Below are 12,070 nucleotides of genomic sequence, written 5' to 3' on the forward strand. Positions count from 1 at the left end.
TTTAGGAGTTGTCGTCCGGGCCCGGCACGGGCGCCGCGCCGGCCGCCGCCAGCTTGGGCGTTTCCGGCGCCGGAACGGATCTGGGGGTAATAGGCTCCCCCGGGCGAATACGTTGCAAGCCGTTGATCACAATGCGCTCGCCATTGCGCAGGCCCGATTCGATCACCCGGTAGCCTTCCCGGTTCGCGCCCAGGCTGACCTCGCGATAAGCGGTTGTATTGCTATCGTCGACCACCACCACGAAGCGCTTGTTCTGATCCGTGCCGATGGCTTTTTCATCAATCAGCACGGCCTCGTGCGGTGTTCCGCCGCCTAGCCGGATGCGTGCATACAAGCCGGGCACCAGCGCACCGTCGGCATTGTCGAAGACCGCCCGCACGCGTATGGTGCCCGACGAGGTGTCAAGGCGATTGTCCACCGAAGCCAGTTCGCCGAGGCGCGGGTAGCCCGCCTCGCTGGCCAGCCCCAGCGATACCGACACCGGCGCGCCGCCGGCCGCGCGCGCCGGATGCACAAACTTCAGAAAGCTTTGTTCATCCACATCGAACGAGGCATACATGCGGGCCACGGACACCAGCGTCGTCAGGGGGGCCGAGCCGGCTCCCGCCGCGACCACATTGCCGACCGTCACTTCGGCACGCGACACCCGGCCCGCGATCGGCGCCACAATCCGGGTATGTTCCAGGTCCAGTTCGGCCGACGTCAGCATGGCCTGGGCTGCCTGCAGATTGGCCGCCGCCTCTCTGGCGGCATTGCGTTTTTCATCGTAGTCGCGCTTGGCGATGGCATTGCTGGCCAGCAGGCGCTTGCCGCGGGCCAGTTCGGTCGCGGTATAGGCCGCCCGGGCCTGCGTCGCCGCCACCTGGGCGCGCGCCTGGTCGACCGCCGCCTGGTAAGGACGCCTGTCGATGGTAAACAGCACATCCCCCTTCTGGACCAGCGCGCCGTCCGTAAAATGCACCTGCATCAAGGTGCCCGACACCAGCGGGCGGATCTCGACGCGGTCGACCGCTTCCAGCCGGCCGGAATAATCATGCCAGTCGGTGATCTGCCGGCTGGACACGGTCGCCACGTCAACCGCCACAGCCTGCTCCGCCGCCGTGGCGGCCGGCTCCGGCGCCGCCTGCGAACGCACGGCCGCGACGCCGCCCACGACAAACGCCGCGGCAACGGCCGCCGCCGCGTACCGTTTACGCAATATAAACATCATGCCATCCTTGGGGTGATGCGTTTTTGCCGAAAACCTGCATGAATGCAAAAACGCGATATGAATTATGGAAAAGTGAGCGTATTATTGACTCTTTGGAAAAATCGATAAATATCTATTTTTTGCTAACACTATTCGCTTATCCAGAACAATCAACCCGAATGCGCTGAACGCCGCGTCACCGGCGCGGTATATTTTCCGGAGTCCTTATGGATCGCTTCCAGGCCATGCAGGTCTTTACCCGCGTCGTCGACGCCAACAGTTTCACGCACGCCGCGGACAGTCTCGGGCTGCCGCGCGCCAGCGTCACCACCATCATCCAGAATCTGGAAAAACTGCTGCAGGTGCGTTTGCTTAACCGCACCACGCGGCGGCTCAGCCTGACGCCCGACGGCGCGGCCTATTACGAGCGCTGTATGCGGATACTGGCCGATGTCGAAGACGCCGAGGCCTCTTTCCACGATGTCACGCGCGGGCCCAAAGGCCGCCTGCGCATCGACGTTCCGCCGTCCATCGGGCGGCTGATACTGATTCCCGCCCTGTGCGAATTTCACCAGCGCTACCCCGATATCGAACTGGCTATCGGCATGAGCGACCGGCCCGTCGATATGGTGCAGGAAGCCGTTGACTGCGCCATACGGGTCGGCGAACTGCAAGATTCAACCATGGTCGCCAAGCGCATCGGCACCTTCGAAAGCATCACCTGCGCGGCGCCCGCCTATATCGAACGCCATGGCATTCCTGAAGACATCGAGGCCCTGGCGCAGCATCACGCGGTGCATTATTTTTCGGCCCGGACCGGCAAGATTATCGACTGGAGCTTTATGTGCGATGGCAAGGCCGTCAATGTCGACGTCAAAGGCATCGTATCGGTCAACGACGCCGAAGCCTATGTCCAGTGCGGCGTCAATGGTTTCGGCCTGATCCAGCCTGCGCGCTATATGGTGGCGCCCCACCTGCAGTCCGGCGCCCTGCGCGAAATCCTGACGGACTTGACGCCGCCGCCCATGCCTATTTCAGCGGTGTATCTGCACAACCGGCATCTTTCGCCTAAAGTACGTGTTTTCGTGGACTGGATCAGCGAGCTGTTCCAGCGCTGCCCCCTGCTGAGCGGCTGCCATGGCATGCCCTTTAATAACGAATGCACGTTTGCCACCGCATCCAAACCGCCGCATACTGTCCGCAACATGCTCGAACAGGAAAGCCTGGAGGAAAGCGTTTTCTAAACGTAGCCAAGACCACTCATGACGACTGCAGCCCCATCGAGCCAAGAGACTGAAACACCCTACGCCTGGACACGGCTTATTGTTTCCCTGCTGTTGATGACCATAGGTGGATCGGGCATGTACTCCGTCACCGTGGTGCTGCCGCAGATTCAGGCCGAGTTCGATGTCAGCCGCTCCGACGCTTCCCTGCCCTATACGCTGACCATGCTGGGCTTCGGCCTGGGCGGCATCCTCATGGGCCGCTTGTCGGACCGGTTCGGCGTGCTGGTTCCCATCGTGATCGGCACGGCGGGCATCAGCGCGGGGTTCATCCTGGCCGGTTCGGCGGGCAGCCTGTGGCAATTCAATCTGGCCCAAGGACTGCTGATCGGCCTGCTGGGCACGGCAGCCAGCTTTGCGCCTTTGGTGGCCGACACGTCGCAATGGTTTACGCGCCGGCGCGGTATCGCGCTGGCCATTTGCATGAGCGGCAACTACCTGGCCGGCGCGGTCTGGCCGCCCATCATGCAACACTTCATCGACACGGTGGGCTGGCGCCAGACCTATCTGGGCATCGGCATATTCTGCCTGGCCACCATGCTGCCGCTGGCGCTGGTGTATCGCCGGCGCCCCCCTTCAGTCAAAACCGGCGCCGCCAGCACCCATTCGCGGCCGAAGGCGCGATTCGCCCTGGAAGCCGCCCGGTCAGACCCTTCCCGCCCGCTGGGCTTTACGCCAGGCGCCTTGCAGGGCCTGCTGTGCGTGGCCGGCGTGGCCTGCTGCGTGGCCATGGCCATGCCGCAAGTGCATATCGTCGCGTATTGCGGCGACCTGGGTTTCGGGGCGGCCCGCGGCGCGGAAATGCTTGCCTTGATGCTGGGGCTGGGCATTATCAGCCGGCTGGCGTCCGGCTGGATTTCCGACCATATCGGCGGGCTTCGAACGCTGCTGCTGGGTTCGCTGCTGCAGGGCATCGCCCTGTTGATGTTCCTGCCCAGCAAAGGCCTGGTGTCGCTTTATGTCATTTCGGCGCTGTTCGGTTTGTTCCAGGGCGGCATCGTGCCGGCTTACGCCCTGATCGTGCGCGAATATTTCGCGCCGAAGGAAGCCGGCGCCCGGGTCGGCACGGTATTGATGGCCACCCTGTTCGGCATGGCCCTGGGCGGCTGGATGTCGGGCGCCATCTTCGACCTTAGCGGTTCCTACCAGGCCGCCTTCCTCAACGGCATTGCCTGGAATCTGCTGAACATCAGCATTATCGGGTTCCTGCTTTATCGCGCCAGGCGCGGCCCCGGCCCTGCGGGCGTGCCGGTGGGCGCCTAGACGGCGCGCGCCGGCATCAGGCGCCTAGCTTTGAAACGACAGCGCAACGAAATCCACGAAAGCGCGCACACGCGTCGACAGCTGATGCTTTTGCAGATAAGTGGCGTAGATGTCGGCATCGGGCGTCTGGTATTCGTGCAGCACCTGCACCAGGCGTCCGCTGTTCAGATAACGTGAAATATCCCATTCGGCACGCATCAAAATGCCGTGGCCATCCAGCGCCCAGTTCACGGCGGTTTCCCCATCGTTGGTGCTGAGCGTGCCATGCACCCGCACGAGCTCGGTGGTTTTGCTGCCGCCCCGCTCGGTCGTCAATCGCCATACCCCATAGGCTTCGTCGCCTTGCTGTATGCCGATGCAATGGTGTTTTTCCAGGTCTTTGGGGGTGCTGGGAACCGTATGGCGCGCCAGGTAAGCGGGCGAGGCGCACAGCAGCCGGCGATTTGTCGCCAGCCGCCGGGCAATGATGCGGGCATCGGGCGGCTCGCCAAAACGAATGCACACATCGAAGGTGTCGCTGCTGAATGCCGGCGGATCAACCGACAACTGCAACTGGATCTGCACCTCGGGATGCGTCAGCATGAAGCGCGATACCAACGGCGCAATATAGCTGCGTCCGAAACCCGGCGAGGCATTGACGCGCAGCATGCCCTTGGGCGCAGCCACCGAATCCGCCAGCAACTGTTCCATGTCATCGATTTCGGCCAGGATGCGGCGCGCGTGCGCCAGGTAGATTTCGCCTTCGGGCGTCAGCCGCATGCGCCGGGTGGTGCGTATGACCAGGGGCACCCCCAGGCGCGCCTCCATCTGCGCAAGACGCTTGCTGACCGCGGGCGGCGTCACGCCCAGGCTGCGAGCCGCCGCGGCCAGCCCCGGCGATGAGGCAATCACCGAAAAAAAAGCCAGCTCGGACGGATGGGTCCCGGAAGTCATGCAAACCGTTTTTGATTATTGAATAAAAGTTAACACTGGTTTCACCGCCAGCTTCTTATTGTGGCCCGGATTGCTCCTATAGTTCAAGCAAAGCCAAGCATTGCACAAGGAGCATTGGATGAAAACATATCGCATCGCCACCATCCCCGGAGACGGCATCGGCAAGGAAGTCATACCCGCAGGCCAGAAACTGCTGGAGGCCGTAGCGGCGGCGGACGGTTCCTTCGCCTTCGAATTCGAGGACTTCGATTGGGGTGGCGACTACTACCGCAAGCATGGCGTCATGATGCCTGAAGACGGCCTGGATGCCCTGCGCGATAAAGACGCCATTTTGTTCGGCTCCGCCGGCGATCCGGACATTCCCGACCACATCACCCTGTGGGGCCTGCGCCTGAAGATCTGCCAGGGCTTCGACCAGTACGCCAACGTCCGCCCCACCCGGATTCTTCCGGGCATCGATGCGCCGCTCAAGCGCTGCGCCATCCAGGATCTTGACTGGGTCATTGTCCGCGAAAATTCGGAAGGCGAATACTCGGGCGTCGGCGGCCGGGTGCATCAAGGGCACCCTATCGAGGCGGCCACCGATGTATCCATCATGACGCGCGCCGGTGTGGAACGCATCTTGCGCTTCGCCTTCCGGCTTGCGCAATCGCGCCCGCGCAAACTGCTGACTGTCATTACCAAATCCAATGCCCAACGCCATGCCATGGTCATGTGGGACGAGATCGCCAGGCAGGTGTCGGCGGAATTTCCCGATGTGGCCTGGGACAAGGAATTGGTCGACGCCGCCACCGCCCGCATGGTGAACCGGCCCGCTTCGCTGGACACCATCGTCGCCACCAATCTGCACGCCGACATTCTGAGCGACCTGGCGGCAGCGCTGGCCGGCAGCCTGGGCATCGCCCCCACCGGCAACATCGATCCCGAAAGGCGCTATCCATCCATGTTCGAGCCTATCCACGGGTCCGCCTTCGACATCATGGGCAAAGGCCTGGCCAACCCCGTCGGCACCTTCTGGTCGGCCGTCATGCTGCTGGAGCACCTGGGCGAAACGGCTGCGGCCCAGCGCGTCATGCGGGCGCTGGAAGATATCACCTCCCGGCCCGAACTGCATACCGGCGACCTGGGCGGCAGCGCGACAACGGCTGCCGTGACCGACGCCATGTGCAGCCGGATTGCACAACACTGATCCACAGCGGCACTCAAAGCGCCCATGGCGCCTATATCAAACCAAAGAGGAGACAACAATGCAAAAAATCCATATAAAAAGCCTGTTGGAAAAAATAGCCCGCCGTTCGGTGGCGGGCGCTGGCGTACTCGCCCTGTCGGCGGCGCCGGCCCTGGCGCAGGCCTGGCCCGAGAAACCGGTCAGCCTGGTCGTTCCCTTCGCCGCGGGCGGCACCACCGATGTATTGGCGCGCGCGCTGGGCGACGAGCTGTCCAAGTCGCTGGGCCAAACGGTGATCGTCGAGAACAAGCCGGGCGCCGGCGCCACCCTGGGCGCGGATATCGTCGCGCGCGCCAAGCCCGACGGCTATACGCTGCTCATGGGGGCCGTTCACCACACGATCGCCACCAGCGTCTACAAGACGCTGTCCTATGATTTCCAGAAAAGCTTCGACCCGATCACGATCGTGGCCCTGGTACCCAATGTGCTGGTGATCAATGCCGCCAATACGCCGGCCAAGACAGCCGGCGAACTGGTGGAGCTTGCCAAAAAGGCGACCACCAGCCTGGCCTACGGCTCGAATGGCTACGGCACCCTGCAGCACTTGATCGGTACGCAGTTCGCCATGCAAAACAACATCGAGCTGCTGCACGTGCCTTACAAGGGCAGCGGCCCTTTGACCACTGACCTGATCGGCGGCCAGGTGGCCATGTCCTTCGATACCGTCACGCCCGTGCTGCCGCACATCCAGGCCGGCAAGCTGCGCGCCCTGGCCGTCACCACGGCCAAGCGTTCATCGGCGCTGCCCGATACGCCGACCCTGAACGAATCGGGCATGCACGACTTCGACCTGGGCACCTGGTTTGGCATGCTCGCCCCGGCGGGCACCCCGGCCGATGTGCTGGACAAGCTGAACACCGAAATGGTCAAGATCATCAAGTCGGACAGCTTCCGCGACAAAATGTCCAAGATCGGCGCCGAAACCATCGGAAACTCGCGCGACGAGATGGCCGCCCAGATCGACAACGATACCAAGCGCTTCGCCGAGGTCATCAAAAAGGCCAACATTACCGTCAATTGAAGCCGCTGGTATTCATCCCCGGGCCAGGGGGATGGCCCCGGATAGAGGCATCACGTTAAAAAAAGGCCGTCCCGCTTGATTGCTGGGCCGGCCTTTTACTGTTTTTATGCACAGTAAAAAATCCATTGTTCCGCCAGCTTATGCCGGAGAGTTAAAAAAAAACTTAAAAGAATGTTGTAACTACCTAATATAACGCTGTTTTTTTCTGCTACTATCTGACAAATCAAAAATACGTTGATGGGTCGGCCATGCCTTCTACCTGGAATCCACCACGCTTTCGCTTCCTGCCGCAGGCTGTCGTGCCTGTCTTTGCGCTGGCCGTCAGCCTTGGCCTGCCTGCGCAGGCCAGCTCGCTTCATGCAGAGCAGTCCGCCAAGACCGCGCAGCAAACCCGTATCGTCAAGCGCCAGAACCTGCGGCCCGTCAACTATGCCAACTCGTCCTCCTCGGGCGCTCAGGTCCGGGTAGGCGTACGCAATCCGAACCGCGACGACATCGTGGTGCACCGCCCTTCGGCGGAAGCTGACCGGATCCAGCCGCTGACCGACCAGGCCGCCCTGCGCTCCGAAGTCGCCTTTGTGCAAGACCTGGAAAGCGCCGACGTCCTGTACGACAAAAACAGCGACGAAGTACGCCCCATTGCGTCCATTTCCAAGCTCATGACCGCCCTGGTCGTGGCCGAGGCAGACCTGCCCATGGACGAAATGCTGACTATATCCAGCGCCGATGTCGATCGCCTGCGCTATTCGCGCTCGCGCCTGCCCGTCGGCACAGAACTTAGCCGGGCCGACATGCTGCACCTGGCCTTGATGTCCTCGGAAAACCGGGCGGCCCATGCACTGGGCCGCTATTACCCGGGCGGCATGCCCGCCTTTGTGCGCGCCATGAACGACAAGGCGCGCGCCCTGGGCATGCGCAACACCCATTTTGTCGAGCCCACCGGCCTGTCCAGCGACAACGTGTCCACCCCCAGGGACCTGGTCAAGCTGTTGCGGGCCACCAGCCAACAGCCCCTGATCCACCGCTATACCACCGACGACAAGTATGAAGTCACGGTGGGGCGCGGCCGCCAGTTGGTATTCAACAATACCAACCGCCTGGTCAGAAACGCCAAATGGGATATCAAGGTCTCCAAAACAGGCTTCATCAATGAAGCGGGCGAATGCCTGGTCATGCTCACCCGCATCGACCAGCGCGATGTGGCCATCGTTCTGCTCAATTCCACCGGCCGCTATTCACGTATCGGCGATGCCGTACGCATTCGCACGCTGGTCGAAAACGACAACAGCCTGGCCATGCTTTGAATGTGCATTGCTTACCTGGCCATTTCCGCACATCCCGATTGGCCTTTGTTCATTGCGGCCAATCGCGACGAATTCCATGACCGCCCCTGCCTGCCCGCCGCGCCGTGGCCGGCGCATCCTGATGTCATTGCGGGCATAGACTGCCAGGCGCAGGGAAGCTGGCTGGGCCTGACACGGCAAGGGCGCTTCGCGCTGGTCACCAATTATCGCGACCCATCCCGCGTCCTCGCCAACGCGCCTTCGCGCGGACACTTGGTCAGCCAATACCTGACCGGAGACGAATCACCCGAAGCGTATGCCCGCCGTGTTCATGACGCAGGCGCCGCCTATAACGGATTCAACCTGATTGTCGGCGACCTGGGCCTAGCCTGCTATACCGGCAATCGCGATGGCCGGCCCGGGCCGACGCACCTGGCGCCAGGCCGCTACATTATGTCGAACCACCTGCTGGATACACCCTGGCCCAAGGCCCAGCGCCTGCGTCTGGCGCTGGATGTCTTTCCGCTGGAGCAACTGGACGCATCGCTGGCGCCGATTTTCGACATCCTTAAAGACGGCACGCCCGCACAGGATCATGACTTGCCCGATACGGGCCTGCCGCTGGCGCGCGAGCGGCTGCTGAGCAGTCCGTTCATTGTCAGCCCCAGCTACGGCACACGCTGTTCGACGGTCATTGCGGTGCATGCCAGCGGACGCGCGATCTTCAGCGAAATCAGCTACGATCCCGCCGGCATGCCCACCCGGCGGCATGACTGGCCGTTTCAGATCAAGCCAGCCCTGGCACCGCATACCGGCTGATCAGTGCAGCGTTCTGCCTGCCTGGATGGGCAGGGACGGCGGCGCCGCGTTGTGCGGGTCGCGCGCCTGCGCTTCCAGGGCGCCGAGCGCGGCTTCCCAATTACGCAAGGGAACACATGTCTGCAGGCGTACAACCGCCTGCTTGATCAGGGCGTCATGCAGCTCATGCCCTATCCGCGAGGCGACATCAAGGGTGGCATCGCCCTGCAGCTCGCCCAGGCGAACCAAGGTCGACTCGACCTCGTCGACCGACACTTGCTGGTCGCCGGCCCCATGAAAAAAATGCAGCATTGTGGCGGGCGGCGCATCGGCGGGCGGTTTGGCATACAAGCCGGAAAAGGCCAGGACACGGCCAGCCAGATCCGGCTGGGCATGACAGGCCTCGAGCGCCATGGAAGCGCCCTGGGAGAATCCCGCCAGCGCGGTTTGCTGCCCCGATAGCTGGTATTTTTCCTGGATTTGGCGGATCAGCCGGATCAGTTCCGGCAGCTTTTGCGCGACCCGGCCGGCATAATTGGCTTGATCCAGGCCAACGGGGTCGACCCAATAATAGCTTGCCGCATCATCGCCCCCGGTGGCCGAACCCTTGGAGTCCGCCGGCTCGAAAGCGTAAGGCAGGACCACCAGCGACAGCGGAAATGCCTGTTTCAAGGCATCGGCCAAGGGCATTAACTGTTCGGGGCCGGCAGACTCCCCATGCAGCAGGACGAACAGCAACTGCGGCTTACCTTGCCTGGGTACAAAAACAAAAGGATCGGGAAAATCGGGCTTGGTGGCCATGCGGTACGGACTCTCGGATAAACCTGGCTTATATGTGGAAAATTGTACGCCAGATAGGCAGCCGAATAAATTTTGCGCTATATTGACTGTGTATTTATACAGTATTAACCAGGTTTTTTTCATATGGCTGTTGCCGTCCGTCCCGCTTGCCTGCAGCACCCCGAACGCATACATCCTGCGGTCTGGCGGGCCACCCAATTGGCCTGCTCAAGCCGCAGCGCTATTTCAACGGGGTTTGCCGCGCTGGATGCCGAGCTTCCGGGCCGGGGCTGGCCCCCGGGCGCGCTGATTGAGCTCATGCCCAGTCAGCCGGGCATAGGCGAAATCTTTCTGCTGCAGCCGGCCCTGGCCCGGCTGGATGCCGAACGCAGCATTGCCTTGGTTCATCCGCCTTATATCCCCTATTTTCATTGCTGGAAGAACTGGCGGCTTGAAAACCACCGTTTGCTGTGCATCCACCCGCAAAGCGCCAGCGACGCCTTGTGGGCAACCGAGCAAATCCTTAAGCACAATGCCTGCGCGGCCGTAGTATGCTGGGCGAGCCATGTTCGCCTGGCCGCCTTGCGGCGCCTGCACCTGATCGCCCAGCAAGCCGATGCCTTGTTCGTTTTGCTGCGTCCGCAAGCCGCAGCGCAGCAAGCCAGCGCCGCGCCTCTGCGCCTGCGCCTGACGCCTTGTCCCCAAGGCATCAAGGCCCACATTGTCAAACGCCGCGGGCCCTGCTCCGCCAAGCCGGTGCTCATTACCTTTCCTTCTGCGCAGGCCAAGCCCAGCGCGCTTCCACACCATGTCCCTCTGGATCAGCCTGTATCTGCCCACGCTCAGCCTGGACGTCTGTTTTCCGCAGTGGCCGATTGACCCCCGTCCGGCTGCCGTCCTGCAACAAGACCGGGTATGCGCCTGCACGCCCGCCGCGCAGGCCCAAGGCGTCCGGCCCGGCATGCGGTCAAGCACGCTGCGGGGCCTGGTTCCCGGCATCGAACTGGCGGCCGACCGTCCCGCCGCCAGGCAACAGCATCTGCATGACACGGCATTGGGCCTGTTGCAGTACACCCCCAATGTGGCTTTTTTTGAAGCGCAATCCATCGTGCTCGAGGTCAGCGCCAGCCTTGATCTGTTCAAAGGGCCGCGCACGCTGCTGCGCCGCATACGCCTGACGCTGCAAAGCATGGGGGTGAACGCCCGCAGCGGCATGGCGCCCACGGCGCTGGGCGCCTGGATTCTGGCCAGCCAGACGTCCAGCGCGCAGCGCCACTGCCTTGGCCTGCATACCCTGCGCCGCCGCCTTGACCTTTTTCCCCCGCAGGCGCTGCCCGCCGCCCGTCCTTATGCCGCCTGGCTGGACGGCATCGGATGCCGCAGCTTGTCACAACTGCGCGGCCTGCCCAGGGCAGGCTTGCAGCAGCGCAGCAGTCCCCTGCTGGTGCAGGAACTGGATGCGGCCTACGGCGCCAGCGCTTATGGCTTCAACTGGTTCCAGGCGCCCGATGTCTTTTCGCAACGCATCGACCTGATCGAGCGCCTGGAGCACAGCCATGCGGTGCTGGCCTTTTCCAGACGGCTCATAGAACAGTTATGCGGCTGGCTGCAGGCGCGCCACCGCGCCACCCAGGTGCTTGAATTTCTTCTGCATCACGAGAAAGGCCGCCATGCCCGGCCGCCTACCCCCATGGTTTTGCGCTTGTCGGAAAAAGCCTGGTTGCCGGAAGATTTTTTAAGTGTGCTGCAAGAACAGGTTCAGGCGCTGAGCCTGGGCGCAGCGGTCATCGCCATTACGCTGTCGGTCAACACCACCACGGCCCGGCCCGCGGCCAGCGCCGGCCTGTTTCCCGAACCGGCCCAATGGATGCGCCAGGAACACCGTCTGCTGGATCTTTTGCGTGCCCGCCTGGGAGGCGACCGTGTACTGCATGCCCAGCCTGCGGCAGACTATCGGCCCGAACACGCCAATCTCTGGGGCCCTATGGGGGCCGCAACGGCAAAGCCCCCCCTTGGCCTGCCGCCCCGCCTGACGCTGCACTCCCGACCTTTCTGGCTGCTGCCCCGGCCGGTCGCCTTGGCCACGGCCAATAACCGCCCTATTCATGACAACGAGCCGCTGCGCCTTGTACAAGGGCCTGAGCGGCTGGAAAGCGGCTGGTGGAATGCCTCGGGACACGACCAGCGCGATTACTTTATTGCGCAAGACCGGCACGGCGCACGCTACTGGCTTTATCGGCAGCGTGAAAACCAGCACAGCGGCTGGTTTCTGCACGGCCTGTTCGGCTGACT

The 12,070-nt window shown here is 62.7% G+C and carries 11 protein-coding genes; 8 read left to right on the top strand and 3 right to left on the bottom strand.

The window, feature by feature from the left end; genetic code table 11:
• Position 1 precedes the first annotated feature (1 nt).
• Positions 2-1,207, bottom strand: a complete 1,206-nt coding sequence (locus tag RE432_RS14360) for an efflux RND transporter periplasmic adaptor subunit (protein WP_310934248.1) — start codon at positions 1,205-1,207, stop codon at positions 2-4.
• A 209-nt stretch (positions 1,208-1,416) separates the two neighbouring features.
• On the opposite strand from RE432_RS14360, the gene RE432_RS14365 reads away from it, so the two are divergent.
• Positions 1,417-2,433: a LysR family transcriptional regulator gene (locus tag RE432_RS14365; protein ID WP_310934094.1), complete on the top strand. Its 1,017-nt coding sequence runs from the start codon at positions 1,417-1,419 to the stop codon at positions 2,431-2,433.
• Positions 2,434-2,451: 18 nt separating this feature from the next.
• On the top strand, positions 2,452-3,735 hold the full coding sequence (locus RE432_RS14370) for an MFS transporter (RefSeq protein ID WP_310934095.1): 1,284 nt from the start codon (positions 2,452-2,454) through the stop codon (positions 3,733-3,735).
• A gap of 24 nt (positions 3,736-3,759) precedes the next feature.
• On the opposite strand, the gene RE432_RS14375 is transcribed toward RE432_RS14370, so the two are convergent.
• Positions 3,760-4,668, bottom strand: a complete 909-nt coding sequence (locus RE432_RS14375; protein WP_310934096.1) for a LysR family transcriptional regulator — start codon at positions 4,666-4,668, stop codon at positions 3,760-3,762.
• Between the two features lie 118 nt (positions 4,669-4,786).
• On the opposite strand from RE432_RS14375, the gene RE432_RS14380 reads away from it, so the two are divergent.
• From RE432_RS14380 to RE432_RS14395, 4 genes are all read left to right on the top strand, one after another.
• Positions 4,787-5,857 carry a tartrate dehydrogenase gene (locus RE432_RS14380; RefSeq protein WP_310934097.1) on the top strand — a complete coding sequence of 357 codons (1,071 nt, stop codon included), beginning with the start codon at positions 4,787-4,789 and terminating at the stop codon, positions 5,855-5,857.
• Between the two features lie 58 nt (positions 5,858-5,915).
• Positions 5,916-6,917 (top strand): tripartite tricarboxylate transporter substrate binding protein, encoded by a 1,002-nt coding sequence (locus tag RE432_RS14385; protein ID WP_310934098.1) that lies wholly within the window; start codon positions 5,916-5,918, stop codon positions 6,915-6,917.
• Positions 6,918-7,165: 248 nt separating this feature from the next.
• The gene (gene pbpG / locus RE432_RS14390) at positions 7,166-8,221 is read left to right on the top strand and encodes a D-alanyl-D-alanine endopeptidase (RefSeq protein ID WP_310934099.1); all 1,056 of its coding nucleotides are present in this window, start codon (positions 7,166-7,168) and stop codon (positions 8,219-8,221) included.
• Positions 8,222-9,019 (top strand): NRDE family protein, encoded by a 798-nt coding sequence (locus tag RE432_RS14395; protein ID WP_310934100.1) that lies wholly within the window; start codon positions 8,222-8,224, stop codon positions 9,017-9,019.
• Here the strand turns inward: RE432_RS14395 and ypfH are convergent, their stop codons facing one another.
• Positions 9,020-9,799: an esterase gene (gene ypfH, locus RE432_RS14400; protein WP_310934101.1), complete on the bottom strand. Its 780-nt coding sequence runs from the start codon at positions 9,797-9,799 to the stop codon at positions 9,020-9,022. It lies immediately after the preceding gene.
• Positions 9,800-9,922: 123 nt separating this feature from the next.
• Here ypfH and imuA point away from each other — a divergent pair, with 123 nt between their 5' ends.
• Together imuA and RE432_RS14410 are read left to right on the top strand one after the other, a co-directional pair.
• Entirely contained in the window at positions 9,923-10,657 is a 735-nt protein-coding gene (imuA, locus tag RE432_RS14405; RefSeq protein ID WP_310934102.1) for a translesion DNA synthesis-associated protein ImuA, read from the top strand.
• Positions 10,587-12,068: a DNA polymerase Y family protein gene (locus RE432_RS14410; RefSeq protein ID WP_310934103.1), complete on the top strand. Its 1,482-nt coding sequence runs from the start codon at positions 10,587-10,589 to the stop codon at positions 12,066-12,068. Before imuA ends, RE432_RS14410 begins: the two co-directional genes overlap by 71 nt.
• Positions 12,069-12,070 lie beyond the last annotated feature (2 nt).

Source organism: Pusillimonas sp. SM2304 (assembly GCF_031628915.1).
Classification (GTDB): Bacteria; Pseudomonadota; Gammaproteobacteria; order Burkholderiales; family Burkholderiaceae_B; genus Pusillimonas_C.